Annotated in this window: 29 protein-coding genes and 1 tRNA gene; 8 read left to right on the forward strand and 22 right to left on the reverse strand. The window is 69.9% G+C overall.

Annotated features, from left to right (window positions below; genetic code table 11):
• Positions 1 to 2: 2 nt before the first annotated feature.
• The 5 genes from VYI76_RS10300 to VYI76_RS10320 are packed head-to-tail and all read right to left on the reverse strand — an operon-like array spanning position 3 to position 7,995.
• Complete coding sequence (locus tag VYI76_RS10300; RefSeq protein ID WP_326524658.1) at positions 3 to 2,153, reverse strand: ATP-binding cassette domain-containing protein; 2,151 nt, start codon at positions 2,151 to 2,153, stop codon at positions 3 to 5.
• The gene (locus tag VYI76_RS10305) at positions 2,150 to 3,457 is read right to left on the reverse strand and encodes a TolC family protein (RefSeq protein ID WP_326524659.1); all 1,308 of its coding nucleotides are present in this window, start codon (positions 3,455 to 3,457) and stop codon (positions 2,150 to 2,152) included. Before VYI76_RS10305 ends, VYI76_RS10300 begins: the two co-directional genes overlap by 4 nt.
• Positions 3,454 to 4,779: an HlyD family type I secretion periplasmic adaptor subunit gene (locus tag VYI76_RS10310; RefSeq protein WP_326524660.1), complete on the reverse strand. Its 1,326-nt coding sequence runs from the start codon at positions 4,777 to 4,779 to the stop codon at positions 3,454 to 3,456. Before VYI76_RS10310 ends, VYI76_RS10305 begins: the two co-directional genes overlap by 4 nt.
• 31 nt (positions 4,780 to 4,810) lie before the next feature.
• Positions 4,811 to 6,565 carry a type I secretion system permease/ATPase gene (locus VYI76_RS10315; protein ID WP_326524661.1) on the reverse strand — a complete coding sequence of 585 codons (1,755 nt, stop codon included), beginning with the start codon at positions 6,563 to 6,565 and terminating at the stop codon, positions 4,811 to 4,813.
• Positions 6,565 to 7,995, reverse strand: coding sequence for a TolC family protein (locus VYI76_RS10320; RefSeq protein WP_326524662.1), 1,431 nt, complete (start codon positions 7,993 to 7,995; stop codon positions 6,565 to 6,567). Before VYI76_RS10320 ends, VYI76_RS10315 begins: the two co-directional genes overlap by 1 nt.
• On the opposite strand from VYI76_RS10320, the gene VYI76_RS10325 reads away from it, so the two are divergent.
• Both VYI76_RS10325 and VYI76_RS10330 read left to right on the forward strand, forming a co-directional pair.
• A complete protein-coding gene (locus VYI76_RS10325) occupies positions 7,985 to 8,221 on the forward strand; it encodes a hypothetical protein (RefSeq protein WP_326524663.1) in 237 nt (78 codons plus the stop codon). The two genes, VYI76_RS10320 and VYI76_RS10325, sit on opposite strands and share 11 nt — an antisense overlap.
• A gap of 300 nt (positions 8,222 to 8,521) precedes the next feature.
• Positions 8,522 to 9,316 (forward strand): SapC family protein, encoded by a 795-nt coding sequence (locus tag VYI76_RS10330; RefSeq protein ID WP_326524664.1) that lies wholly within the window; start codon positions 8,522 to 8,524, stop codon positions 9,314 to 9,316.
• A 70-nt stretch (positions 9,317 to 9,386) separates the two neighbouring features.
• Here the strand turns inward: VYI76_RS10330 and VYI76_RS10335 are convergent, their stop codons facing one another.
• The 6 genes from VYI76_RS10335 to VYI76_RS10360 all read right to left on the reverse strand — a co-directional run bounded on the left by VYI76_RS10335 (position 9,387) and on the right by VYI76_RS10360 (position 13,454).
• Entirely contained in the window at positions 9,387 to 11,051 is a 1,665-nt protein-coding gene (locus VYI76_RS10335; protein WP_326524665.1) for a glycosyltransferase family 4 protein, read from the reverse strand.
• Positions 11,052 to 11,078: 27 nt separating this feature from the next.
• A tRNA-Arg gene (locus tag VYI76_RS10340) sits at positions 11,079 to 11,155 on the reverse strand.
• Positions 11,156 to 11,190: 35 nt separating this feature from the next.
• A complete protein-coding gene (locus VYI76_RS10345) occupies positions 11,191 to 11,619 on the reverse strand; it encodes a DUF1178 family protein (protein ID WP_326524666.1) in 429 nt (142 codons plus the stop codon).
• Positions 11,616 to 12,443 carry a carbon-nitrogen hydrolase family protein gene (locus VYI76_RS10350; RefSeq protein WP_326524667.1) on the reverse strand — a complete coding sequence of 276 codons (828 nt, stop codon included), beginning with the start codon at positions 12,441 to 12,443 and terminating at the stop codon, positions 11,616 to 11,618. The genes VYI76_RS10345 and VYI76_RS10350 overlap by 4 nt, the downstream gene beginning before the upstream one ends.
• Entirely contained in the window at positions 12,440 to 12,697 is a 258-nt protein-coding gene (gene grxC, locus VYI76_RS10355; RefSeq protein ID WP_326524668.1) for a glutaredoxin 3, read from the reverse strand. Before grxC ends, VYI76_RS10350 begins: the two co-directional genes overlap by 4 nt.
• Before the next feature lie 31 nt (positions 12,698 to 12,728).
• Positions 12,729 to 13,454 (reverse strand): ComF family protein, encoded by a 726-nt coding sequence (locus VYI76_RS10360; RefSeq protein ID WP_326524669.1) that lies wholly within the window; start codon positions 13,452 to 13,454, stop codon positions 12,729 to 12,731.
• A 44-nt stretch (positions 13,455 to 13,498) separates the two neighbouring features.
• On the opposite strand from VYI76_RS10360, the gene VYI76_RS10365 reads away from it, so the two are divergent.
• A complete protein-coding gene (locus VYI76_RS10365; RefSeq protein ID WP_326524670.1) occupies positions 13,499 to 14,326 on the forward strand; it encodes a methyltransferase domain-containing protein in 828 nt (275 codons plus the stop codon).
• Here VYI76_RS10365 and VYI76_RS10370 read toward each other — a convergent pair.
• Complete coding sequence (locus VYI76_RS10370; RefSeq protein ID WP_326524671.1) at positions 14,309 to 14,731, reverse strand: (deoxy)nucleoside triphosphate pyrophosphohydrolase; 423 nt, start codon at positions 14,729 to 14,731, stop codon at positions 14,309 to 14,311. The two genes, VYI76_RS10365 and VYI76_RS10370, sit on opposite strands and share 18 nt — an antisense overlap.
• A 31-nt stretch (positions 14,732 to 14,762) precedes the next feature.
• Between VYI76_RS10370 and VYI76_RS10375 the strand changes: the two genes are divergently transcribed.
• From VYI76_RS10375 to VYI76_RS10385, 3 genes are all read left to right on the forward strand, one after another.
• The gene (locus tag VYI76_RS10375; RefSeq protein WP_326524672.1) at positions 14,763 to 14,969 is read left to right on the forward strand and encodes a Flp family type IVb pilin; all 207 of its coding nucleotides are present in this window, start codon (positions 14,763 to 14,765) and stop codon (positions 14,967 to 14,969) included.
• Between the two features lie 127 nt (positions 14,970 to 15,096).
• Positions 15,097 to 15,264: a Flp family type IVb pilin gene (locus tag VYI76_RS10380; protein WP_326524673.1), complete on the forward strand. Its 168-nt coding sequence runs from the start codon at positions 15,097 to 15,099 to the stop codon at positions 15,262 to 15,264.
• Positions 15,265 to 15,352: 88 nt separating this feature from the next.
• Complete coding sequence (locus tag VYI76_RS10385; protein WP_443018925.1) at positions 15,353 to 15,508, forward strand: Flp family type IVb pilin; 156 nt, start codon at positions 15,353 to 15,355, stop codon at positions 15,506 to 15,508.
• A gap of 67 nt (positions 15,509 to 15,575) precedes the next feature.
• Here VYI76_RS10385 and VYI76_RS10390 read toward each other — a convergent pair whose 3' ends face one another.
• The 4 genes from VYI76_RS10390 to VYI76_RS10405 are packed head-to-tail and all read right to left on the reverse strand — an operon-like array spanning position 15,576 to position 19,335.
• Positions 15,576 to 16,523: an acetyl-CoA carboxylase carboxyltransferase subunit alpha gene (locus tag VYI76_RS10390; RefSeq protein ID WP_326524675.1), complete on the reverse strand. Its 948-nt coding sequence runs from the start codon at positions 16,521 to 16,523 to the stop codon at positions 15,576 to 15,578.
• 10 nt (positions 16,524 to 16,533) lie between these two features.
• Positions 16,534 to 17,436: a tyrosine-type recombinase/integrase gene (locus VYI76_RS10395; protein ID WP_326524676.1), complete on the reverse strand. Its 903-nt coding sequence runs from the start codon at positions 17,434 to 17,436 to the stop codon at positions 16,534 to 16,536.
• Positions 17,433 to 19,217 (reverse strand): hypothetical protein, encoded by a 1,785-nt coding sequence (locus tag VYI76_RS10400; protein ID WP_326524677.1) that lies wholly within the window; start codon positions 19,215 to 19,217, stop codon positions 17,433 to 17,435. The genes VYI76_RS10395 and VYI76_RS10400 overlap by 4 nt, the downstream gene beginning before the upstream one ends.
• Positions 19,201 to 19,335, reverse strand: coding sequence for a hypothetical protein (locus tag VYI76_RS10405; RefSeq protein WP_326524678.1), 135 nt, complete (start codon positions 19,333 to 19,335; stop codon positions 19,201 to 19,203). The genes VYI76_RS10400 and VYI76_RS10405 overlap by 17 nt, the downstream gene beginning before the upstream one ends.
• An 83-nt stretch (positions 19,336 to 19,418) precedes the next feature.
• Here VYI76_RS10405 and VYI76_RS10410 point away from each other — a divergent pair, with 83 nt between their 5' ends.
• Both VYI76_RS10410 and aroB read left to right on the forward strand, forming a co-directional pair.
• The gene (locus VYI76_RS10410; RefSeq protein ID WP_326524679.1) at positions 19,419 to 19,955 is read left to right on the forward strand and encodes a shikimate kinase; all 537 of its coding nucleotides are present in this window, start codon (positions 19,419 to 19,421) and stop codon (positions 19,953 to 19,955) included.
• Positions 19,952 to 21,058: a 3-dehydroquinate synthase gene (aroB, locus tag VYI76_RS10415; RefSeq protein ID WP_326524680.1), complete on the forward strand. Its 1,107-nt coding sequence runs from the start codon at positions 19,952 to 19,954 to the stop codon at positions 21,056 to 21,058. The genes VYI76_RS10410 and aroB overlap by 4 nt, the downstream gene beginning before the upstream one ends.
• A 41-nt stretch (positions 21,059 to 21,099) precedes the next feature.
• Here aroB and VYI76_RS10420 read toward each other — a convergent pair whose 3' ends face one another.
• From VYI76_RS10420 to radA, 6 genes are all read right to left on the reverse strand, one after another.
• The gene (locus VYI76_RS10420) at positions 21,100 to 21,375 is read right to left on the reverse strand and encodes a hypothetical protein (RefSeq protein WP_326524681.1); all 276 of its coding nucleotides are present in this window, start codon (positions 21,373 to 21,375) and stop codon (positions 21,100 to 21,102) included.
• Positions 21,375 to 22,490 carry a DmpA family aminopeptidase gene (locus VYI76_RS10425; protein ID WP_326524682.1) on the reverse strand — a complete coding sequence of 372 codons (1,116 nt, stop codon included), beginning with the start codon at positions 22,488 to 22,490 and terminating at the stop codon, positions 21,375 to 21,377. Before VYI76_RS10425 ends, VYI76_RS10420 begins: the two co-directional genes overlap by 1 nt.
• Positions 22,487 to 22,813: a DUF423 domain-containing protein gene (locus VYI76_RS10430; RefSeq protein ID WP_326524683.1), complete on the reverse strand. Its 327-nt coding sequence runs from the start codon at positions 22,811 to 22,813 to the stop codon at positions 22,487 to 22,489. The genes VYI76_RS10425 and VYI76_RS10430 overlap by 4 nt, the downstream gene beginning before the upstream one ends.
• Positions 22,810 to 23,235 (reverse strand): iron-sulfur cluster assembly scaffold protein, encoded by a 426-nt coding sequence (locus VYI76_RS10435; protein ID WP_326524684.1) that lies wholly within the window; start codon positions 23,233 to 23,235, stop codon positions 22,810 to 22,812. The genes VYI76_RS10430 and VYI76_RS10435 overlap by 4 nt, the downstream gene beginning before the upstream one ends.
• On the reverse strand, positions 23,232 to 23,825 hold the full coding sequence (locus VYI76_RS10440; RefSeq protein ID WP_326524685.1) for a CvpA family protein: 594 nt from the start codon (positions 23,823 to 23,825) through the stop codon (positions 23,232 to 23,234). The genes VYI76_RS10435 and VYI76_RS10440 overlap by 4 nt, the downstream gene beginning before the upstream one ends.
• Positions 23,826 to 24,001: 176 nt before the next feature.
• Complete coding sequence (gene radA / locus VYI76_RS10445; protein WP_326524686.1) at positions 24,002 to 25,375, reverse strand: DNA repair protein RadA; 1,374 nt, start codon at positions 25,373 to 25,375, stop codon at positions 24,002 to 24,004.
• Between the last annotated feature and the right edge of the window lie 377 nt (positions 25,376 to 25,752).

The raw sequence follows: 25,752 nt of genomic DNA on the forward strand, positions 1-25,752 counted from the left end.
ATTCAGGCCGCTCCGCTCAGCTTGCTCTTGATCGTGCCGACCGCCGCGGCGTTGGCGGCCGCGACCGCCTCGGCGGCGACCTGTTCGGCGCTCTTGACCTGCGCGGTGCCCTGGCGTTGCAGTTCGTTGAGTACCGCCTGGGTCGGGCCGTCATGCGTCAACCGCCCGTTCGCCATCACGATGGTGCGGGTGCACATCTGGAGCAGCGCGATCTTGTGGGTGACCAGCACCATCGTGCTCTCGGGCGTCAGCCGCTGCATCACCGCGTTCATCACCGCCGCCTCGGTTCCCATGTCCAGGTTGGAGGTCGGTTCATCGAGCAGCCACAGCTTCGGCGTGGCGAGCAGCAGCCGGGTCAGCCCGGTCAGCGTCCGTTGCCCGCCGGAAAGGCCGCGCCCCCCTTCCGAGATCGGCAGGTCGAGCCCCATTGGATGCGCCGCGATCAGGTGGATCAGCCCGGTCGTCTGCGCCGCCGCCAGCACCGCCTGGTCGCCGGGATCGCCCAGCCCCATCAACAGGTTCTCGCGCAGCGTGCCGTTCACCAGGCGGAAGTCCTGGGGCAGATAGCCGACATCGCGCCGCAACACATTCTCGGCGATGCGCCCCATGTCGAGCCCGTCGAGCGTGACGATCCCGCGCATCGGGGCATAGAGCCCGGCCATCAGACGCAGCAGCGTCGTCTTGCCCGATCCGATCCCGCCGATCAGGCCGACACGCTCGCCGGGCCTGATGTCGAGCATCGGCACGACCAGGCCGTCCTTGGCGCCCGGATAGGCGAATTCGGCGCGCTCCACGCGTAGCGCCGGCTTCAGCGCGTCGGGCCGAAGGGCGGAGGCGCCAAGCTGGCCATCGGCGGGCATTTCAAGGATCGCGTCGAGCGCCTTCAGCGATGAACGCGCATAGCCCCATTGCACGATCATCTGCGGCAGCTGCGCGACAAGCGGGCCGTTGACGCGGCCGCCGATGATCGTCGCGGCGATCAGGCCGCCCATCGTCATGTTGCCCTTGGCGACCTCGATCGCGCCGAACGCGACGATGCCGATATAGGCGACCTGCTGCACCGACCCGAACACCGACTGGGCGATCGACGACCATTTGCGCACCGGTTCCTCGTTGCCGATCACGCTTTCGATCAGCGCGTTCCAGCGCGTCAGCATGTACCATCCGCCGCGATTGGCCTTGACCGTCTCGGCGCTGTCCAGGCTCTCGACCAGCAGGCCGTTTTTCTGGTTGGAGGTTACCTGCGCGCGCTCGGTCGCCTCGCGGATCAGCCGCGCGAGGATGGCGGCGAGCAGCAGCGACAGCGGAAACGCGATCAACGGCACCACCACGATGATCCCGCCCAGCCACCAGATGACGAGCAGGAAGAAGATCGCGAAGGGGAAGTCGGCGAGCAGGAACAGCGTGGCGGAGGAATAGAGCGACCGGACCTGATCCATGCTCCTGAGCTGCGCCGCCATCGTCCCGATGCCGCCCGGCCGCGCGTCGAGCCGTACGGCCTGGGCGCGCGCGAAGAAATATTCGGAGACCTCGAGGTCGATGTCCGCCGCCTCGCGCTCCATCAGCAGCGAGCGCACCGCGCGCAGCAGGAAGTCGAGCGTCAGCGCGACGAGCACGCCGACCGTCAGCACCCACAGGGTCGAGAAGCCGGCGCGCGGGATGACGCGGTCATAGACCTGCATCGAATAGAGCGAGGTGACCAGCGCGATCAGGTTGACGACCACCGTAGCCACCAGCGCGGTCGCCAGCGAGCCCTTGCGACGCATCAGCGCGTCGCGGAAGATGCTCGATGCCGATTGCTGCCGGCCCGCGCGGGCCGCGTCGGGGAAGGTTACCCGCCAGAAGCGCATGCCCGCGTCGTAAGGGCGCACCTCGCTGGCGTGCCCGACGCGCACGCGCAGCAGGTCATGGCCTTCCCATTCCTCGGCGATCGCCCATCCGCCGTCGTCGCTGTAGAGCAGCGCGGGCAACTGGTGCGCGCGGGGCCGGCGCGGCAGCTGTTCGGGCGGCGACCAGCCGAGTTCGCCCATCATGCGGGTCAGCGCCTCGCGGTCCTGGCCAACGTCGCCGACGCGGTCGCGCCAGTGCGGTGCCAGGTCGGTGGCGGTCGCCCGCGCTAGATCGGCGATGATATCCGTCAACTGGGTCGTCACTTCGCCGCTCCCCCGAACCGCGGTTGCGGCTGCCACCGGCAGGTCTGGATCAGGATGCGCGCGGCCGATGCCATCGCGCCGAATTCGGCGTCGGAAGACCCCAGCTCGGCACTGGTCGCCTCGCGCGTCGCGTTCATCACATCTAGCCAGGTGCGCCGTCCGGCGATGAACTGGCGCTTGAAGCTTTCGGTTACGGCCTCGGCCGAACCCGCAGCGCTGGCGCTGCTGGTCACGCGGCCCCGCGCTGCGGCATTCTCGACCAGGTCGCTCGCGACCCGCTCGCGCAGCTCGCGCTCGGCGGTCTGAACATCCAGTTCGGTCGACGTCTCGCGCGCCTTCGCCGCATCGGCGGCGGCGAGGTTCGACAGGCCGCCGCTGGTCTGCGCGGTGATCGCCAGGCCGGCGCGCGACCCGATGATATTGTTGTAGCTGTACTGCGCCGAAAGCTGCGGCCAGAACGCCCGCCTGGCCTGTTTGGTCTCGGCGCGCGCGACCAGCGTCTGCGCGTTCAGCCGTTCGCGTCGCGGCGAACAGGCGACGGCCTGCTCGATCGCACCGTCGGGATTGGGGTGATGGATCGCCGGATCATAGACCGGCACGTTGCCGGCGTCATAGCCGCTGTCGCCGACCAGCTGGTACAGCCGCGCCGTCACGGCCTGGCGCTGCGCCACCGTCAGCGCCAGATCCTGTTCGAGCTGCGCGACGCGCGACCTGGCAAGTTCCAGGTCCGATTGCGCGCTGACTTCCTGCTGTACCCGTCGTCCGATCGAATCGAGCAGCAGCCTGTGCTCTTCCAGGCTGCTGCCCAGGATCGCCTGGCGCTTGGCGAGGCGGGCGATGTCGAAATAGGCGTTCACCGTATCGAGCGCGACGTTCATCACCAGTTCGTCGACTTCGGCGGCACGGACCATCCGCTGCGCCTGCGCACGATCGATCACAGCCTCCAGCCGGCCGAAGCTGTAGACCGGCTGGTCGACCACCACCTGGCTCCCCAGCCCGCCGCCGGTGCCCACCGCGACCCCCTGCACGCCGACGCTGGGAAGGCGCAGGTTCTTGGCGGCACGCACGTCGGATCGCGCGGCGCGGACAAGGGTACGGCCGGCCTCGATCGACGGATAGCTGTCGGTCGCGCGCTCCACCGCCGCGAACAGCGCCGGGCTCACCGCGGCAGGGCGCTCGACCTGGGGGACAGCCCCGGGCGGCATTGCGGCCGGCGGCCCCTGCATCGCGTCCTGCGCGTGCCCGGCGCCGGCAAATGCCGCCGCCGCGATCAGCACCGCTCCCCCGCCCCTCAGCACCGTCACTCGCGCATCGCCCTTTCCGTCAGCCGCGTGATCGGCGTGAACAGATAGCTGAGGATTGAACGCTTGTCGCCGAGCAGATTGACATCAACCGTCATGCCCGGCCCGATCGGCAGCGGACGACCCTCGCGATCCTTCAGCGTCCCCGCCCGCGCCTCGATCCGCACCAGATAATGGCTTTCGCCGGTGCGCTCGTCGGCGGTCGCATCGGGTGCGATAGTCACCACCGTCCCGCTCATCGCGCCGTAGACCGACGATTCATAGGCCGAGATGTTGAGCCGCGCGTGCTGGCCCAGCCCGACGCGGGCGATGTCCTTGGGCGAGACCAGCGCGTCGACCATCAGCGCGTCCTCGCTCGGCACCAGCTCGACCAGCGGGGCGCCCGATCCGATCACGCCGCCCACTGTGGAGATCGCGACCCGGTTGATCCGGCCGTCCATCGGCGCCAGCACGGTCGTGCGGCGCGCACGGTCGGCCAGCGCCGGCAGCGTCTTGGCCCGCGCGGAATATTCGGCCTGCGCGGCGGCAAGCTCGGTCGCCGCCTTGGTGCGCCAGTCCTGCCGGACCAGCCGCAACGCCTGCCCGGCTTCGGCGACGCCCGACTGGGCGCGCGCGACCGATGCCTGCGCCGCAGCGACCTCAGCGGTCGCGATGCTTACATTGTTCTCCAGCTGGACGAGGCTCAGCCGCGGTTCGATGCCGCGCTCGACGAGCGGGCGGATCATCGACAGCTGCTGCTGATAGGCGTCGCGCGCCGAACGCCGTGCCTCCAGCATCGCCTGGGCCTCGGCGACCGCGCGCTGCGTCTGATCGACCCGTGCCTGCGCCGCGCCGGTCGCGCTCGACAGGTCGGCGACCTGCGAGGCGTAGAGCGCACGCTCGATCTGAATCTGATCGGTCAGGCCGGGATTGTCGCCCGCCGACGGCCAGCGCGGTTCGCGACCCTGCACCTGCGCCTCGAGCCGCGCGACCTTGGCCGACAGCGACGCCGCCTGCATCTCGCCCGCGCCAAGCTCCGCCCCGGCCATCGTGCGGTCGAGCCGGACCAGCGGCTGGCCCTTCTTCACCTGCTGACCCGCCTTGACCAGGATCTCGCTGACGATGCCGCCCTCCAGGTTGGATATGACCTGGAGCCGCGATCCCGGCACCACGCGCCCCGGCGCATGAATGGTGCGGTCCACCGTTGCCAGCGTCGCCCACGCGATCGCGATGACGAAGAAGGCGACGATGCTCCACAAAAGGAGGTTGGAGGCGGTGCGCGGCTTGATGCGCGTCGCCATGTCCTCGATGCGGTGTTCGGGCGCTGCGATGATGTCGGTGCTCATGGCGTCTGTTTCGTCTTCGCGGAAAGGAGCGTCAGGCGGCGGCGCGAGGGCGCTGCAGGGCGGCCAGCACCTGATCGCGCGGCCCGTCATGGGCGATCTTGCCCGCCTCTACGATGATGATGCGATCGACCAGCCGCAACAGGGCGTTGCGGTGCGAGACGAGGATCATCGTCCGCCCGGCCAGCTCGGTCTGCAACCGTTCGATCAGCCCGTTCTCGGTCTGCGCGTCCATCGCGCTGGTGGGTTCGTCGAACAGCACGATCGGCGGGCTGCCGACCAGCGAACGCGCGATCGTGATCGACTGGCGCTGTCCGCCCGACAGCCCCTCGCCGCGATCGGCGAGGCGCAGGTCGTAGCCGTTGGTGATCTGGCCCATGAAACTGTGTGCGCCCGCAAGTTCGGACACCCGCAGCATCTCCTCATCGCCGAAGCCGGGGCGGTCGAGCAGGATGTTCTCGCGCACCGTGCCCGACAGCAGCACCGGTTCCTGGATCGCCACGCCGATCTGGGTGCGCAGGGCGCCCGGCTCGAATTGGCGAACGTCGGTACCATCGATCAGCACGACGCCGTCCTGCGGGTCGTACAGGCCGATCAGCAGGCGCAGGATCGTCGACTTGCCCGAGCCGACACGGCCCAGCAGCGCCACCTTCTGCCCCGGCTCGACCGTGAAACTGATGCGGTCGAGGCTCTTTTCGGCCGCGCCGGGATATTTGAACTCGACGCCGCGAAACTCGATCTTGCCGGTCAGCTTCGCGGGAACCAGCCCGCCCGCCGCCGGACCTTCCGGCGGCATCGCCATCAACCCGTCGATCTGGTCGTAGGCGGTGCGCGTCGCGGAAATGCGCGATAGCAGCTGGGCGATGGTCGACAGTGGCTGAAGGGCGCGGCCCGACAGGATCGAACACGCGATCAGCCCGCCCATCGTCAGGTCGCCCGCCGCGATCAGGAACACGCCGACGACAACGATCGCGATGTACGAGATCGAATTGCCGCTCGCCGCGATGGTCACCGCGACGTTGGCGATCAGGCGCTGGCGCAGCGAACTGTCGGCATGGTCGTCGATCGCCTTCAGCCAGCGGCGGCGCAACAGCGGGCCGGCGTTGGCGGTCTTGACCATTTCCAGGCTGCCGATCGATTCGACCAGCACCGACTGCTTCAGCATCCCCTCGTTCATCGCCCGTGCCGACAGGCGGTCCAGCGCGGGCTGGGTCACCCAGCCGGCCAGGATGATGAGCGGGACGATCACGATCGGCACGAACACCAGCGCGCCGCCGATCACCCCGATGAACACGATCGTGATGATAATGAACGGCACATCGACGATCGCGGTCATCGATGCGCTGGCAAAGAAATCGCGCAGCGTCTCCAGCTCGCGCATCATGCTGGTCAGCGCGCCGGTCGATCCGCGCTTCATGTCCATGCGGATGCGCATCAGCCGGTCGAACACGCTGCCGCCGATCTCGCGGTCGATGTCGGCGCCGGCGATGTCGACAAAATAGCCGCGCAGCACGCGCAGCATGAAATCGAACACGATGACGATCGACACCCCGATCGTCAGCGCCGTCAGCGATGAAAACGCCATGTTCGGAATGACGCGGTCGTACACCGTCATGGTGAACAGCGACACGACCAGCCCGAACAGGTTTATCATCGCCGCCGCCAGCGCGACCTTCACGAACACGCCCTTGTTGCGCAGCATCGGCTCGGCGAGCCAACGCGCGAACCGCGGCTTCCGGATCTCCGCGAGCTCGTGGTCGGCGCGCGCCTGGGTGGGAAGGTCGGTCATCAACGGTCCAATCGGGCGGGATCGATGCCAAAGGCATCGAGCAGTTTGCCGCGTTTCGCCAGCAGGTTGTAGCGGGCGATGTCGAGTTCGGTCACCGTCTCGACATAGCGTGCCGCGACGTTGAAATAATTGGCCTCCGCCCCCAGCAGGTCGAACAGGGTGCCGCGGGCGACGCGGAAGCGTTCGGCGAGCACGTCGCGCGACTGGCGGGTAGCGATATAGTTGTCGCGGATCGCAGCCTCGGTCTGCTCGAGCGCCTGGACGTCGGCCCAGGCGATCGCCGCGTCGCGCACCGCCTCGTCGCGGGTGCGCTGATAGGCCGCCTCGGCGCCGCGCGCGCGGGCCGCCGCGCCGCTCACCCGCTGCACCGCGCCGCCGCCCAGCCGCTGGCTGAACGTCACCGATCCGCGGATGTCGAAATCCTTCTTGGTCTCGAATACGCCATAGCGGCCGGCATCGACGCCCACGGTCACGCCGGGCAGCGCATCCGCCTTGGCGACCTTGACCTCGTAGCGCGATGCCTCGGCGACCAGCTTCGCGACGCGCACCGCGGGGATCGTCTCGGCATCGAGCTGCGCGCGGTCGCGGGAGACGTTGGGCACATCGGCGGCCGGCGCGCGGCCGAAACCGGCGGGTGCCGCCGCGCCGGTCAGGGCGGCATACTGCGCCTCGGCGCTCGCGACCTGGCGGCGGTAGTTGGCGAGCTGCGCCTCGGCGGTCGCGATATAGCTTTCGACCTGCGCGACGTCGCCCGGCGCGGCGAAGCCCTGTTTGACGCGCTGGTCGATCGCGCCGCGCAGCGCCGCCTGGCTTTCGACGAAAGCCTCGCTCAACGACACCAGCGCGCGATAGCCGAACAGCTGGTACCAGATTGCAATCCCGCGCATCGCGAGATTGGTCGCCGAATCGTCGATCGCCGCGACCGATGCCTCGACGCGGCGATTGCCGGCGTTGATGCGGTTCTCGGCGGTGCCGAAATCGATGATCGGCTGCTGGGCACGGGCAATCGCATCGGTGCGAAAGCCGGGGCGCGAGCGTTCGAGCACGTTCTGCGGATCGTTCGAGAAGGCCCGGTCGATCACCCGGAAGTGCGACATCGAGAAGTCGATCACCGGATATTGCGACGCCCGCGCCTCGTTGCGCGAGGCGATCGCCTCATCACTGCGCGCCGCCGCCTCCGCCGCGGTCGGATTGCGCGCGACGACCTGGCGGATCGCGTCGCGGAAGGTCGCCGGATCGGCCGAAGCGATCGCCAGCCGCAGGATCGGATCGGTCTTGGGATCGAGCGCCAGCGGATTGCCCGACGGCGCCGGCAGGCCTCGCGGGCTGCCGGGCACGGGCAGCGCCTGCGCCTCGACCCCGCCCTCCGGCGTGGTACCGCGCAGCGGCTGGAGCGCGATCGGCGCGGCGGGCGTCGGCGTGACGCTCATCGGCGCAGGACCGGTGGTGGCCGGCGTGCTCGGCATCGGGCTGACCGTCGCCGGCGCGATCGGTCGCGGCGTCGCCCCCTGCTGGGGATCGACGACCAGCGAGCTCGGCGGCGCCGCCGGCACCGACTGGGCGGCGGCTCCCGCCGCGCCCGCTACGGCGATGCACAAGGTGGAAACGCCGCACAGGCGCCGAACACGCGAACTCAAGACGGCAGCGCTCCCGTAAACCTACGCATGGAGGAATCGATTCTCTACAGCCAGCCCGGCCAAGGCAGCCGCGGCGTTTCGCCCCGCTGCGTCTTCATCCGTCGCGCATCCATTGCCGGAGACCTTCCTGCCCCGCACGCGATCCGGGCTCGCCAATAAGCCAGCGTTGAAAGAGTGTAAAGATGCGCGGCGACGCTTGCCGACCCTGCCGTTCAATGGCTTGCGCGCAGCGGCCATGCCCCCTACAGACGCGTCCCATTGCCGGGCGCGCGCGTACGCCGGGCAGCGAATTTCGATCCTTCTTTCCCGGAGATTCCCGATGGCCACCGCGCCTGGCGCCTCTGCGCTTCCGCTGTTCTACAATGATCTCGTTCCGCTTTCGAGCGAACTGCACGCCGACTGGCGGGTCAAGCCGGCCAACGCCGCGCCGTTCCTCGCCAACCAGCATGCGGTGCCGCTGACGGTCGAGGAATTCCCGATGGTCGCCCGCCGCATGCCGATCGTCTTCGCCGTCGGCGACGATCCCGTGCCGCTGGCGCTGATGGCGCTGAACGAAGGCGTCAACATGTTCGTCAACGAGGACGGCACGCTGGTCGATCCGGAAGTGTACGTCCCGGCCTACATCCGCCGCTATCCGTACATGCTCGCCAAGCTGACCCCGGACGCGACCGAGCTCAGCCTGTGCTTCGATCCGTCTTCGGAGACGATCGGCAAGTTCGACGAGGGCGAGAAGCTGTTCGACGGCAACCAGCCGAGCGAGCTGACCAAGGGCATCCTGGCCTTCACCGAGCAGTTCGAGCAGGCCGGCCAGAAGACCGCGCAGTTCGTCAAGGAGCTGAAGGAACTCGATCTGCTGATCGACGGCGAAGTCTCGATCCAGCCGGAGGGCGCGCCGCAGCCGTTCATCTATCGCGGCTTCCAGATGGTCGACGAGAAGAAGCTCAACGAGCTGCGCGGTGACCAGCTGCGCAAGATGGCGCAGTCCGGCATGCTGCCGCTGATCTATGCGCACCTCTTCTCGCTCAGCCTGATGCGCGACGTGTTCGCCAGGCAGATGCAGACCGGCAAGGGCCCGCAGGCTCCGTCGGCGATCGAGATGCCGGCCGGCGCCTGACGCCGATACGCCGCTTTCCAGCGGCAGCGAAACGCCGGTCCGGCCACCCGCCGGGCCGGCGTTTCCGCGTTCAGGCGGGATCGATGCGGACGACGCCGATCTTGGCGAGCCAGGCGAGCGTGCGGACCGCCCAGGGCGCCCGCACCGCCGGCAGGACGGCGATCACCTGCTCCACCCTGCGCGGACCGCCCGCGCACGCCCCGATCAGCGCCAGCAGTTCGTCGCGCGCCGGCAGCACCGCTTCCGCGAACGCGAACACCTCCAGCCCTTCCAGCCGCGCCAGCCGCGCCTGGGCGAGGTCCGCCGTCGGATCGGTCAGCGCCACGGTCGATCGCGGGGTCAGCACTTTCGTGGGGTAGGATTCGAAGCTGCGGAACGGGTCCATCCGCGCCGGCCAGGGCGCGGGGGGGCGCTCGCCCGACGCCCCGGCACCGCGGATCGCCGCGAGTTCGTCCCAAAGATCCTCGTAACGGCCGATGATGACGCGCCAGTCATAGTCCGCGACGGCGCGGGCGCGGCCCGCCGCCCCCATCCGCCGGCACAGGTCGGGCGACGCGAACAGCGCGGCGAAGGCTTCCGCCGCCGCGGCGATATCGACCGCGACGAAGGCGCTGCCATAGGCGCAATAGCGGTCGTAGCTGTGGAGGTTCAGCGCGAAGCGCGCGGCCAGGTCGGCGGCCAGCCCCGGCATCGGCGCGGCGGTGGGCACCAGGAAGCCGTCCACGCCGTGGCGCACGGTGTCGCGGTATCCGTCCCAGTCGGTCGCCACCACCGGCAGTCCCGCCGCCATCGCCTCCACCGGCGTCAGCCCGAACGTCTCCTGATAATTGTCGGCCAGCGAGCAGAAGACATCCGCCGCCGCCCAGGCATGGTCGCGCCCGGCACGCTCGCGGCCATCGACGCGCAGGATCGCGATCGACGGACACAGCGCCTGCGCCGCCGCGTCGAACGCGCCGCGCTGGCCGTCGTTGGCGAACCAGCCGCATTCGATCAGCACGACCCGCCGGCCGGGCACCCGCGCCTGCGCCGCCTCCAGCGCCTGATACATCGCCGCCGGGTTCGCCTTGGCATGGAAGGAAAGCCGCCCCGCATAGAGCACCACCACCGCGCCCGCGTCGATCCCCAGCGCGGCCCGCGCCGCCAGCCGGGCGGCGTCACCTTCGCGATCGACCGCGAAATCGGCGGTGTGGATACCCAGCGGGATGATCGGCAGTTGCGGCAACGGATAGCGCGTCGCGCCCAGCCGCGCGTTCAGCCGCTCGATCTCCGCCCCCAGCACCGCATCGACGTTGGCGCGAACCGCGCGCGAGGTGCAGATCACCGCATCCCACGGCTGGGTCGCGCCGGTCGCCAGGTCGGTGATGCCGTCCGACGCCGCCTTTGACGCGGTGGTATGGGTGACCCCGCAGATGCTCCACAACCGTTCGCCGACAATGCTGCGCTCCCGCGCGCGCAGCCCGATGTCCGAACCTGGGTAATAGAGCGTCCCGGCGCCCTGCAACGATGCGATCATCGCCGGCTGGATCACCTCCACCGGCTCGGTCCGGCCGGCCACGCGAACCGCCTCGCCAAACGGAGCGGCGGTAGCGGCGTCACGGGCATAGACGGTGAAACGGCTTGCCCGCGAATGCAGCAGGAACCCGCGCAGGAAGCTCTCGCCCGCCGCGTTGCGGCCCATCAGAGCGGGTCCGGCCGTCGAATAGCCGTCCGCCTGGTAATAGATCGCCGCCGTCATCGTCGAAATCGCACACCGTTCCGAAACTGGTGCCCTCGAGAGGATTCGAACCTCCGACCTGCGGTTTAGGAAACCGTCGCTCTATCCTGCTGAGCTACGAGGGCGTCGGTTCGGCTGGTAGGGGCAGGGGCGCGGGCGGTCAATTGCGTGCCTCGGGCGGCACCACCGGCACGATCAGCGGCGCGACGGGGACGCCCTCGTCGACCAGCGCCTGCGCCTCCGCACGGGTCGCCTGCCCGTGGATCGGGGCCGAGGGTTCCTCACCCGCGTGCATCTTGCGGGCCTTGTCGGCAAAGGCGACGCCGACCCATTCGGACGATTTCAGCGCCTCGGCCTGCGCGCTCGCCAGCGCCGCGATCGCCGCCTTCATCGCGGCCGGGCCGGGCGCCTCGCCGCGATTGCCCTTGGCCGCGACGTTGGGCGCCATCACCGCCTTCGTCACATCGTCGTCGCCGCACATCGGGCAGGCGATCAGTCCGCCGGCGCGCTGTTCCTCATAGGCGCCGCTCGATCCGAACCACGCCTCGAACACATGCCCGCCGCCGCAGCGCAGATCGAACAGGATCACGACGCGACCACCGCCACCTCGGGAATGGAGCGGCGATGGTCGAGCACGGGGATGCGGGCCCGCACATCGGCCACCCGCGCCGGATCGATATCGACCAGCGCCAGGCCCGCCTGTTCACCCATGTCGCGCAGAACGCTCCCCCACGGATCGATCGCCAGCGAATGGCCATAGGTCACGCGGCCGTCCTGATGCGTACCGACCTGCGCCGCGGCGAGCACGAACGCGCCCGCCTCGATCGCGCGGGCGCGCAGCAGTGTCTCCCAATGCGCGCGACCGGTGGGAACCGTGAAGGCGGCCGGCACGGCCAGGATCGTCGCGCCGGCATCACTCAAGGCGCTGTAGAGGCCGGGAAACCGCAAATCGTAGCAGATCGACAACCCGACCCGGCCCAGCGGCGTATCTACCGCCACGGCCCCCTCGCCCGCCGCATAACTCGCCGATTCGCGCCAGCTCTCGCCGGTCGGCAGATCGACGTCGAACAGGTGCAGCTTGTCGTACCGCGCGCGGATGTCGCCACCGGCGTCGATCACGAAGCCACGGTTGGCCAGCCGCCCGTCGTCGCGCCGCACGGCCAGCGAGCCGATGTGGACCCAGATGCCATGCCGCGCCGCCGCGTCACGCACTGCCGCCAGCACGCGATCCTGATCTTCCGGCACGATCGCGGTCGCCGCGCGGGTACGGTCGCGATCGATCAGCCCGGCCATTTCCGGCGTGAACAGCATCGCCGCGCCGCCTGCCCGCGCCTCATCCACCGCATCCACGATGACGCGCGCGTTGGCCTGCGGGTCGATCCCGCTCGTCATCTGGAGCAGCGCGGCGATCATGCGGCGAGCAGCGGGCCGAGCCTGCCTTCGCGATCCAGTGCGGCGAGATCGTCCGACCCGCCGATATGCCGGCCGTTGATGAACACCTGCGGCACCGTCGTCCGTCCGTTCGCGCGATCGATCATCTCGGCCCGCTTCGGCCCGCCCATGGTGATGTCATGTTCCTCGGGCTCCACGCCCTTGTCCGCCAGCAGCCGCAGCGCGCGGGTGCAATAGGGACAGAACGCCTTGGTGTAGATTTCGACCTTCGCCATCCCGCTGAGGTGCGCATGGCGTGCGGCGATGTCAATCGCCGGCCCCTTCCCCGATCACCCTCGCCCAGCACAGCACCGTGACCCGCGCCGCGCCGCCGCGCAGCAGCACGCGGGTGCACGCCGCCGCCGTCGCGCCGCTGGTGAACACGTCGTCGACCAGCACGACGTGGCGCCCCGCGATCGTCGCCGCACCGCCGTCCGCCAGTGCGAAGGCGCCAGCCACCGCCTTTGCCCTGCCCCGCCGCCCCAGCCCGCGCAGCACCGGTGTCGCCCGCCGCCGCAGCAGCACGCCACCGGGCGCGGGCTTCCCTGCCGCCCTGCCCAGCGCGGCGGCGATCAGCGCCGCCTGGTTGTAGCCGCGCCCCCACAGCCTCAGCCGGTGCAAGGGCACCGACACCAGCAGATCGGCATCGGGCGGCACCAGCCGCAGCATCAGCCGCGCGGCGGTGTCGGCAAAGGCGGCCCGCCCGCCATACTTCAGACGCAGCGCCAGTTGCCGCGCGACCGGGCCATAGGCGACCGCCGCGCGCGCGCCGGCAAACGGCGGCGGATCAGCCAGGCACGCGCCGCACAACGCCGCTGCCCCACGATCATGCCCGAACGGCAGCGCGCACCCCGCGCACCACGGCGGCCCGAGGAAATCGAGCCCCGCCCAGCAGCGCGCGCAAAAGCGATGATCCGCCGCTACCACGCTCGCGCATCGGGGGCAGCGCGGCGGCAGCGCGAGCGAGACGATGCTGGCGAGCAGGGCGCGCATGCCCCCTTGTCCGCCGCGCCGCGCCGCCGCACAAGCCACGCATCGTGACCGATCCCGAGATCTTCGATCGCGCCGCCCGGCGCCTGCGCCGCGATCGTGCCGCGCCGGGCTGGCCCGGGCACGACTTCCTGCGCCGCCTGATGCTGGAAGGGATCGCGGACCGGCTGGCGACGGTGCGCCGCGAGTTTCGCGACGTGCTCGACCTGGGCTGCGCGGATGCCGCCTTCGGCCTGCCCGGCGCCGAAATCACGCGAATCGACGCGGGGACCGCCTTCGCCCACGCGGCGAACGGCATCCAGGCGGACGAGGATCGCGTCGCGCTGTCCCCGGCATCGTTCGATCTGATCGTGTCGGCGGGGGTACTCGATCAGGTCAACGATCTGCCCGGCGCGCTGACGCTCGCCCGCCGCGCGCTGCGTCCCGATGGCCTGTTCCTCGCCGCGTTCGTCGGCAACACGAGCCTGCCGACGCTGCGCGCCGCGCTGCGTGCCGCCGATCCGGCCGTGCAACGCGCGCACCCGCAGGTCGACGTTCGCGCCGCCGGCGACCTGATGGTCCGCGCCGGCTTCGCCCTGCCGGTCGCCGATGTCGAAGGCGTGCCGGTCCGCTACGGCGACCTGTTCGGGCTGATCGCCGATCTGCGCGGCATGGCGGCGACCAATGTGCTGCGCGATCGCCGGCCGCTGCGCCGCGACACGCTAGCCGCGCTCGCCGCCGCGTTCCAGGCGAGCGCCGATCCCGACGGCCGCGTGCCGGAACGCTTTGAACTGGTCTTCCTTACCGGCTGGGCGCCCGATGATTCGCAGCCGAAGCCGGCGCGCCGCGGCAGCGCCACCGCGAGCCTGACGCAGGCACTACAGAAGCGCCTCTAGCAGGCCGATCATCGGCTTGTCCGCCGGCGGCATCGCCAGCGCATGAAGCTGGACCGGACGAACCCATTTGAGCGCCGCGGCGTGATGCGCCTCCGGCACCCCCTGCCATTTGCGGCAGGCGTAGAGCAGCAGCAGCAAATGGCGCGCGCCCAGCGGCTCGCTGGCGAAGACCGCGGGGGCCAGGCAGGCCTGCGCCACCTCGATCCCCAGTTCCTCGCGCAGTTCGCGGATCAGCGCCGCTTCGGGCGTCTCGCCCGGATCGATCTTGCCGCCGGGAAACTCCCACAGGCCAGCCATCGGCGTCCCCTCGGGGCGCTGCTGCACCAGCACCCGTCCGTCGGCATCGACCAGCGCGACGGCGACGACATGCATCAGATCGGTCGAAGCCGGCGGCGGCGGTGACATATCGTTAACCTTCCTCACGCTAGGATCGCCGATGATGAGTCACCGCCCGCGCCTTTCGCATCCGCGCTTCCTTGCCGCCCTGCTGCGGAACCGCAAGGGGGCGACCGCGGTCGAATACGGGCTGATCCTCGCGCTGATCGTGCTCGGACTGATGACTGCGCTGGTCGCGCTGGGCAGCACGACCAAGGAAACCTGGGGCAATCTGCACACCAAGGTGCGCGACGCCAGCGGCGGCTGAATATTGTCCGGGCGAATCGCTCCCGCCCTTAAGCTTTTCTCAACTTCCCCAACCTAGTTTCCGATCTGCTGCTCCGGGCTCCCCGGTCCAGCCGGGTGACTGAAGTTTACGAACAGTGGAGACCAACATGCAGAAGATTCGCACTTTCCTGAAGAATTCCAAGGGCGCCACCGCGATCGAGTACGGCCTGATCGCCGCTCTGATCGCCGTCGCCGCGATCGCCGCGATGCAGGGTCTGGGCAACCAGCTCAACAAGACCTTCGGCAACGTGTCGTCGAACATGAAGGCTTCGTAAGCCTTTATCCCGAGATGAAGAAGGCGGCGAGACTGAAAGGTTTCGCTGCCTTTTTTACAAGAGGATGAGAAATATGCTTACCAGAGTATTGAAATTTCTGCGTGATTCGCGCGGCGCCACCGCGATCGAATATGGCCTGATCGCCGCGCTGATCGCCGTCGCAGCCATCGCCGCGATGCAGGGTCTGGGTAACAACCTGAAGAAGACCTTCGGCAACGTATCGTCGAACATGAAGGCTTCGTAAGCCTTCGCACATCACATCAAAAGGGCGGTCGAACCATCTGGTTCGCCGCCCTTTTCATGTCATCCGGTCACAGTCGGCCGATATCCAGGAATTTCCGCCTCCGCGCCGTGCGGACATCGTCCGGCCGACGCCCGTCGAACTGCTTCAGCGCATTTTCCAGAGCATCGCCGAGCGCCGCGATCGCCGCGCCGGGCTCACGATGGGCGCCCCCCAGCGGCTCCGGGACGATCGTGTCGATCACCCCCAGTCCCTTCAAATCCTGCGCGGTCACCTTCATCGCCTCGGCCGCCTCGGGCGCCTTGTCGGCGGTCCGCCACAGGATCGACGCGCACCCTTCCGGCGAGATCACCGAATAGACGGCGTGCTCGAACATCAACACGACGTTGCCGGTGGCCAGCGCCACCGCGCCGCCCGAACCACCTTCGCCAACGATCGCGGCGATCAACGGCACGCCCAGTTCCAGGCACGTCTCGGTCGATCGCGCGATCGCCTCCGCCTGTCCACGCTCCTCCGCCTGCACGCCCGGAAACGCGCCCGACGTATCGACCAACGTCACCACCGGCAGCCCGAACCGGTCGGCGAGCTTCATCAGGCGGATCGCCTTGCGATATCCCTCGGGCTTGCCCATTCCGAAGTTGTGGCGCAGCCGGCTGGCGGTGTCGTCACCCTTCTCGTGGCCGATCACCATCACCTTGCGGCCGCGAAACATGCCCAGACCGCCGATGATCGCCTGATCGTCGGCGAAGGCGCGGTCGCCGCCCAGCGGCATGAAATCGTCGATCAGCCCGGCCAGATAATCCTTCAGGTGCGGCCGTTCGGGATGGCGCGCGACCTGGGTCTTCTGCCACGGGGTCAGCCGGGCATAGGTGTCGCGCAGCAGCTTGTCGGACTTGGCCTGCAGGCGCGCGACCTCGGCGTCGATATCCAGTTCGGGTGACGACGCGGTCTCGCGCAGCTCGTCGATCCGCCCCTGCAGCTCGGCGATCGGCTTCTCGAAATCGAGGAAACTTGGCATGCCGCCCCCGCTAAGGCCGCGCCTTCACCCCGTCAACGAGCGGATGGCGCGTGTTGACCAGTTCGACCAGCCGGCTCGCCTCGACATGGGTGTAAATCTCGGTCGTCGCGATATCGGCGTGGCCCAGCATCGCCTGGAGCGCGCGCAGATCGGCTCCCCCGGCCAGCAGATGCGTGGCAAAGGCGTGGCGGAGCACGTGCGGGCTGACACGCGCCGGATCGATCCCCGCGGCCCCGGCCAGCGCCTTCACCAGCTGGTACAGCCGCATCCGCGTCAGATGCGCCTTGCCCGACGGGAACAGCCAGGCGCCCGCCGGCACATGCTGGCGCCATGCCGCCACCGCCGCTCGCGCGCGATCGGATATCGGCACCATCCGCTCGCGCCCGCCCTTGCCGCGCAGGATCAGGTACGGCCGGTCGCCCGCGATCGCCGTACGGGGCAGCGATACCAGTTCGGTCGCGCGCAGGCCCGATCCGTAGAGCAGCTCGATCAGCGCGGCGAGGCGCAGGTCGAACGGATCGGGTGGATCGCGCTCCAGCCGGGCGGCGATCACCGCGAAGATCGCATCGACCTCGGCGACCGACAGCGTTTTCGGCAGCGGTCTCGCGCGGCCCGGCCGGGGCAGTGCGGCGCCGGGATCGTCGGCGCGCAGCCCCTCGTCGGCCAGGAAGGCGAAGAACCGCCGCAACGCCGCCGCCTTGCGCGCCACGGTGGCGCGGGCGAGGTCGCCCCAGCCGTCCGCCAGCCGCTGCAACGCCGCCGCGTCCGCCGTCGCCAGCCCGCCCGCGAGCAGGTCGGACGCCAGCCTCAGGTCGGTGCGATAGGCCGCCAGCGTGTTCGGGGCGGCCCCCGCCTCCGCGCCCATCATCTCCAGGAAGCGGTCGGTCAGCACCGCATCCGCGTTCGCGCTCACAGCCGCGCGATCGCCTCGGCCGCGATCATCCGCGCCTCGCCCTCCAGGCCCACCGCGCGCAGGCTCATGCACGCGTGATAGAGTACTTCCGGCGGCACGCCGCGCCAGTCGGCGGTCTGCATGCCCACCGCCGCGAGCAACAATACGGTTCCCGCCTCGCGCCGTTCGGCTGCGGCGGTAATCGCACGAGTCCAGCTATTCTCCGCGCCGAACTTGACGTCGAACGGCTCCGCCAGCGCTTGCGCATCACCGGTCGACAGGCGGCCCAGCCCGGTCAGCCCGGCCAACAGCATCCGCCCCTTTTCGTCGCCGGCATTGCCCCGATACCGCTCGACGTCGCCCGCCGCCGCCATCGGCCGCCGCGGATCGGCGAGCACCAGCATCGCCCAGCCATCGCTGCCGGCCTCGACCACCCCGCGCCAGCGCAAGGCCGGCCGATCGAGGCCGGCACTCAGCATCGACGCGATCAGCTTCGGCGCCTGCTCGGCACGTTCGGCCGATGCGGGGATCAGCGTCGCCGCACGCGCCGTAAGGATCAGGCGGCCGTACCGCCCGCGCGCCGATTGCGGCTCGTTCCACAACTGGTTCAGCAGTTTGAGCCGCGTCTCGACCGATTGCTCGCCGAATGCGCCGCGCAGGTCGCGCGCCGCCGCGCCGATCGCGCTGTTCGCGTCGTCCGACGCCTCGACCTCCGAATAGAGATCGACCAGCGCCAGATTGGAAAGCACGCCCTGCGCCGCCGCGCGATCGGCCAATGGCGCGCGGATTTCCGGCGCGATCATCGGCGCGGTCGCCCGCCACAGCGCGACCTGCGGGCGGCCCAGCGCCAGCAGTTCGGCTGGCATCTCCACGCCCGTTGCCATCGCCAGGCCCAGCCGCCACGCGCTCAGCCGGTCGACACCATCCCATTCGATCGTCACCGCACGCGCCTGCGATGCCGCGCCGACCACCTTTTCCGCCAGCAGCGAATCGATCGTCCGGCCGGTGCGCCGCCGCGCGGTGTTGAACAGCGACGCCGCCTCCGGCCCGCGCCCGGCCAGCGCAGCGCACATCGATCGCGCGAACAGCCAGCCGGTGTCGCCCGAGGTACGGATCGCCGGTTCGACCATCGGGCAGAGGCCCGCCGGGTCGCCGTTCGCCAGCATCGCCTGCATGCCGACCTGGAACAGCTTCGGCGTGTAATTGTCGATATCGACGCTCTGGACGACGGCGCGCGCCGCATCCGCCTCGCCCATCCTGAGCAGCAGCCAGGCACGCTCCGCGGCGAAATCGGCGCCGTTCACGCCCGGCGGCGTCGCCACGCGCGAGACCAGCGCGCGCCGAAGCGCGATCGACAGCCAGCGCGACGGCACCGGCGCGTCGAGCCGGCGCATCAATATGTGCAGCGCCGGGCCAGGCGTCGTGGCGAAGGCGCGTTCGGAAAGCCCGCCGCTATCCGCGCCGATCGCGCCGACATTGTCGAGCGAACGCTTGGCGAAGGCGGGCAGTTCATAGGCCGACAGATCGATCGGCACGGGCGTGCCGGTGGGCGTCGGCGTCGAGCTGGCGTCGGTGCCCGGCGGCAGCGGCTGGACGGCGCCCGGCGCGGGCGCAGCCGCCGGCGGTGGCAGGATGCTGGGCGCGGGCCGGACGGGCGCAGGCGCGGGCGTCGGTGTCGGCGCTACCGGATCGCCGAAACCCGGCGGCAGGATCGATTCGGGCGCGTCCTGCGCGGCGACGCCCGCGCCCGCCAAAAGCAGCGCGACGGTGCCGAGCGCGACCGCGCTACGAGAGATTTTCAAGGCTGACCGTCTTTTCGACCTGCGCCGGCTCGCGCGCGGTGTCGCGCCCCGCGAGCACGAACAGGCCGCCCACCACCACGACCAGCAGGACCAGGGCAATCACCAGCGAACGGGACATCACGCGCCTTTCAGCATTCATACAAAAACCTGTCGCGCGGGGCCTTTTGCCGGGCGCGGGCTGCGCTGTATAGCCCCCGCACCATGGCATCGCCCATCCCTTCGATCGGCTGGACCGGAAAGCCGATCGTACTGGTCGGGCTGATGGGCGTCGGCAAGTCCACCGTCGGCCGCCGCCTCGCGGGCCGGCTGGCGCTGCCCTTCGTCGATGCGGACACCGAGATCGAGGAGGCGGCCGGCATGACCGTCACCGAAATCTTCGAACGATTCGGCGAAGCCTATTTCCGCGACGGCGAACGACGCGTGATAGCACGGCTGATCGACGGCCGGCCAAAGGTGATCGCGACCGGCGGCGGCGCCTTCATCAATGCCGATACCCGCGCGCTGATCCTGTCGGAAGCCACCGCGATCTGGCTCGATGCCGATCCCGTCGTCCTCGCCGACCGCGTCCGCCGCCGCGACAGCCGCCCGCTGCTGCGCGGCAAGGATCCGCTGGCGGTGCTGCGCGAACTCGCCGCAGTGCGCAATCCTATCTATGCGCAGGCGCATCTGCGCGTCCCCAGCGCCAATGCGCCGCACGATGTGACGGTCACGGCAATCCTGAAGGAACTCAACCGATGACGACCGTGCGCGTGGGGCTGGGTGACCGCAGCTACGACGTGGTGATCGAAAGCGGGCTGCTGGCGCGCGCCGGGGACCTGCTGGCGCCCCTTTCGCGCGGGCGGGCGATGGCGGTCGTCGCCGACGCCAATGTCGCGCCGCATCTGGAGGCGCTGCGCCTGTCGATGGCCGCCGCGGGCATCGCCAGCGAGGCGATCGTGCTGCCGCCGGGCGAGGGCACGAAGAGCTGGGCGCAACTCGCCAGCCTGACCGACCGGCTCATAGAACTCGGCGTCGAGCGCGGCGACCATGTGATCGCCCTCGGCGGGGGGGTGATCGGCGACCTCGTCGGCTTCGCGTGCAGCATCCTGAAACGCGGCTGCGGCTTCGTTCAGGTGCCGACGACGTTGCTCGCCCAGGTCGATTCGTCAGTCGGCGGCAAGACCGCGATCAACACGCCCGCGGGCAAGAACCTGGTCGGCGCCTTCCACCAGCCGGCGCTGGTGCTGATCGACCCGCAGGTGCTCGACACGCTGCCCCCGCGCGATCTTCGCGCCGGCTATGCGGAGGTCGTGAAATACGGCCTGATCGACGACCCCGATTTCTTCGCCTGGTGCGAGGAGAACGCGCCCGCGCTGCTCGCTGGCGACGTCTCGGCGCGCGAACACGCCATCGCGCACTCGGTCGCCGCCAAGGCGCGGATCGTCGGCGCCGACGAACGCGAGACGACCGGCACCCGCGCGCTGCTCAACCTCGGCCACACCTTCGGCCATGCGCTGGAGGCGGAGGTTGGCTTCTCCGACCGGCTGCTCCACGGTGAGGGCGTCGCGGCCGGCATGGCGCTGGCCTATGGCTTCTCTGCGGCGCAGGGCCTCGCCCCGCCCGCCGACGCCGCCCGCGTAGTCGCGCACCTCAAGGCGATCGGCCTGCCCCACGACCTCGCCAGCGCCGGCATCCACGCGAGCGGCGCAACGCTCGTCGCGCACATGCTCCACGACAAGAAGATGGACGCCGGCACCCTGCCCTTCCTGCTCGCGCGCGGTATCGGGCGGACCTATCTGGACAAGTCGGTCGATCTGGCGGCCGTGGCGGCGTTCCTCGATGAAAGCGGGGCGCGCGGCTGATCAGATCGAGGTGCGTGCCATCCTTATGTTGGCTCTGCCCATCATTGCAGACATGTGTTGAACACGGCGTGCGCCAGTCCCTCTGCGGCCACCAACGCGGTGTATGTGCCGACAAGTACCATGGCTGCCGCGCCGAGCAGGCGTGCCCGCCAGGTCTTGAGAAGCAGCAACGGTAGAACGGCACCGATGGCCGCGACTCCCGCAAGGACCGGCAGGGCCGGGTCGATCAAGAGGAGTAACGGGAAGGTCGCCTGTGCCGCAAAGGCGATCAGCACGACATGGAGCGGTGCCAACCCTCGCAAAGCGGCGGCGGCCATCACCTGTGCCCTTTCACCATCGCCTGAACCCGCTCCACCGGCAGGCGCTCCACGGTCCGTCCGTTGCCGGTCGTCGTCCTGGCCGCGACCATCGAATTGAGCACGGCTTCCTCGGTCGCCTCGGCGACGCCCTGGAACAGCGCCGACATCCTGTCGTTCGCCATGTCGGCAACGCTCGCCACCCCGCTGCGACGCTCGGGCGTGCGGCGCACGTCGGGATGGGTGGAAAAGGCGATGGCATAGTCGCCCGACCCGTTCGAGAAACCGCCACCGGTCCGCGCGATCCCGGCGAAGGTGCGCCCCGCCAGCCGGCGCAGGTTGCGGTCGGATAGCGGCGCGTCGGTCGCGACGACGATCACCACCGATCCGTCCGCCTTCTTGGTGATCGCATCGCGCAGGTCGAACCGGTCGAGCTTCACACCCACCGGCACGCCCGCCACGGTCAGCACCCCGCCATAGTTTGATTGGACGAGCACGCCGACGGTCCACCCGCCCAGCGACGCCGGCAGCCGGCGCGAGGCGGTGCCGATCCCGCCCTTCCAGCCAAACGCGATCGTGCCAGTTCCCGCGCCGACCGCGCCTTCCTCCACCGCGCCGCCCCGCGCCTGCTCGATCGCGCGGCGCGCATGTTCGGGCCGCAGGTGCCGCCCGCGAATGTCGTTCAAGCCGCCGTCGTTGGTCTCGCCCACCACGGCGTTGACCGATCGCACCTGTTCGTTGCCGGGCTGGACCAGCGTCCATTCGATCGCGCCGGCGGCGGTCTCCGCAACGTTCAGCGTGTTGGTCAGCAAAATCGGCGTCTCGACCTCGCCCAGTTCCTCGACCTGGGTCGATCCCATGAACTTGCCGAAGCCGTTGGCGACGAAGAAGCCGGCCGGTACCTTGTCCTGGAACAGGTTGCCGCCATGGGGCAGCACCGCCGTCACCCCGGTTCGCACGGTCTCGCCCTCGGTCAGCGTGACCTGGCCGACGCGCACGCCCTCGACGTCGGTGATCGCGTTGAGCGGGCCCGGCGCCAACACGCCGATCGCGATGCCCAGATCGCGGGCGCGCTCGCCCGCCACCGCCGTGCCCGCCGCCATCCCGATCGCCGCCGCCATCGCCAGTTTCCTCATCGCCGCGCCACCTCCCACGCCAGCCACAGCCAGCCGGCGATCATCGCCGCCCCGCCCAGCGGCGTCACCGCGCCCAGCCAGCGCGGCGCGCCCACCGCCATCGCATAGAGCGTGATCGCGAACAGCCCGGCGCCGGCCACGAAGCACCACGCCGCCCCGCGCGCGCCCTGGTTGAGCGCGACGAAGGCGGCAAGGACGTGGATCAACTGGTAGGTCGCGCCGGTCCGCAGCCATTCGGCGGCCTTGCCCTCCGCGCCATGCGCCCCGAACGCGCCCGCCGCGACCGCCAATGCTCCGGACAGGGCCGCGACGACCGCGATCATGGCCGTGCCGCCGCCGCGGCTTCCGCCGCCGCCTCGAACGCCAGCCGGATCGACGGATGCCGCGCGCTGTGCGGCCGCGCCGGCTCGAATATCTCCAGACCCGGCCAATCGGGTGCCACTGCGCGTTCCCCGGCCAGCCAGCCGGCCAGCGCATCGCGCGTCGCGGCGATCTCGGCCGCCGACTTGCCGATCACCTGCTCGGCCATCAGCGCCGCCGACGCCTGTCCCAGCGCACAGGCGCGGACCAGCAGGCCCAGCGCCGAGACCCGCCCCTCGCCGTCCACCTCGACGTCCACCGTCACCCGGCTGCCGCACACCGGCGATCGTTTCTCCGATGTCGCCATCGGCGTCGCCAGCCGCTCATGATAGGGGATCGACGCGGCGAGGCGCAGGATGCGGGTGTTGTAGAGCGGGGCGTTCACGGGCGCGATATGGGGGCGGCGCTGTCGTTGCGCATCGCACCGCTGGCGTTGCCGGCCTTATCGTCCCCCTCCCAGCCGAACACCGGCTCGCCCTTGCGCCGCTTGTCGACGAAATCGGCGATCGACGCGCTGGTCGCGTTGAGCAGAGGATAGGTCCGCGATGTCTTGATCCAGTCGGGCCGCTTGGTCGGTCCGCCGCCGATCGTGTCGAGCACCAGAACGATCAACAGGAACCCCAGGCTGGCGAGGATCAGCCCCTTCAGCGCGCCGAAGCCGAAGCCCAGCCCGCGATCGACCGGCCCCAGGATCGAACTGCGCGTCCGCGCACCGATCGCGTTCGCCACCAGCCGCCCGCCGAACCAGGTGACGCCGCCGATCACCGCAAATGCCAAGGTCGCTGCTCCCGCCGCCGTACCGACGCTGCCGACAAGCACCCCGGTCAGCGGCGTGTGGAAGATCTTGAGCGCGAAGACGACGAAGATCCACGCCATCAGGCTCAGCACCTCGGTCACGAACCCGCGCATCAGCCCGGTGATCGCCGCGCCGCCCACCGTCACCAGCACGATAATGTCGAGCGCTGTCAGGCCCATAGCCACCCCGAATATCTCAAAGACGTCGCGCCACACACCCCGCGCCCCGGCGCAGGCCGGGGCCCAGTTCCGGCACTATACGCGAGAGGATGACCAATCCTCGCGCCGTCGGCCAGCCTGGGCCCCGGCCTGCGCCGGGGCACGATAGGTGCATCGCGCACGCTCCGTCGCCCGGCCTATCCCCGCCCCAGCATATGGTCAACGAAGCGCAGCAGGCTGGCGAAGCTGGCGACGTCCATCTTCGCCCCCTCGGCCGCCTGCTTGGCCGGGACGAGGGCGCGGCCGAAGCCCAGCTTGGCGGCCTCCTTCAGGCGTAGCGCCCCATGCGCCACCGGCCGCACCTCGCCCGACAGCGCGATCTCGCCGAACGCGACGGCATCGGCTGGCACCGGCCGCTCGGAAAGCGCGGAAACCAGCGCCGCTGCAACCGCCAGATCGGCGGCCGGATCCTGTACCCGGTATCCTCCGGCGATGTTCAGATAGACTTCCGCCGACGAGAAGCTGAGCCCGCACCGCGCCTCCAGCACCGCCAGGATCATCGCCAGCCGCCCGCTGTCCCACCCCACCACCGCGCGCCGGGGGGTCGCCCCCGACGCCAGCCGCACCGTCAGCGCCTGCACCTCGACCAGCACCGGCCGCGTGCCCTCCAGCGCGGGGAACACCACCGTTCCCGTCACGCTCTCGTCGCGGCTCGTCAGGAACAGGCTCGACGGGTTCGACACCTCGCTCAGCCCGCCCGTCTCCATCGCGAACACGCCGATCTCGTCGGTCCCGCCAAAGCGGTTCTTGGTCGCGCGCAGAATGCGGTAGAGGTGGCTGCGCTCGCCCTCGAACGCCAGCACCGTATCGACCATATGCTCCAGCACGCGCGGCCCCGCGATCGCGCCGTCCTTTGTCACGTGCCCCACCAGCACCACCGCTGTCCCGCGCTCCTTGGCGAAGCGGATCAACTCGCCAGACGCGGCACGCACCTGGCTCACCGTCCCCGGCGCCCCCTCGATCAGGTCCGAATGCATCGTCTGGATCGAATCGATGATGAGCAGGTCGGGCACCGTCCCCTGCCCCACCGTCGTCAGGATATCGCGCACGCTGGTCGCCGCCGCCAGCTGCACCGGCGCGTTGCCCAGCCCCAGCCGCCGCGCGCGCAGCCGCACCTGATCCGCCGCCTCCTCGCCCGAGACATAGGCGACGCGCCGTCCGGCCAGCGCGAGCTTCGCGGCGGCCTGCAACAGGAGCGTCGACTTGCCGATCCCCGGATCGCCGCCGATCAGCGTGGCGGACGCCTCGACGAAACCGCCGCCCAGCGCCCGGTCCAGCTCGGCGATCCCGGTCGCCATCCGCTCGGGCAACGCGACATCGGTATCCAGCCCACTAAGCTGGATCGCTCGCCCGCCCGATTGCAGGTTATGCCGCGCCGAAAACGGCGTCACCGCCGCGCCGGCATCCTCGACCAGCGTGTTCCATTCCGAACAGTCGCCGCACTGCCCCGCCCAGCGATGCGAAACCGACCCGCACGACTGACAGACATAGCGCTTCTGGGGTTTGGCCATCGGCGGGGGCTAGCACAGGAACATGACGCGAACAACGCCGGGATTGAACCCCGTGCACCGCCGTGCGGCGGGCCGTGAATCCAGGGGATAAGTCAATGCGATTGCTGCTGTTCAACAGTGCGATGCTGTTCGGCGGCACGGTGACCGCAAAGGAGCCCGCCCGCTGCTTGAGCGGACCGGCCAGTGGAGCGTCCATGCCGGGGACAATCCGCCCACCGAAGGCGACGAACGATATTATGCCGCCATCGCCGATATGGATGTGGCGGCGGGATTCAAACCCACAAACCTCCGGAAAACCCGACGCGGTTCACGATCGTGACCGACGACCTGTCAAACCGACCGAAGCTAATTGTTAACTCCAGCAGCCTATGGTCCGC

The organism is Sphingomonas sp. (genome assembly GCF_035910975.1).
Classification (GTDB): Bacteria; Pseudomonadota; Alphaproteobacteria; order Sphingomonadales; family Sphingomonadaceae; genus Sphingomonas.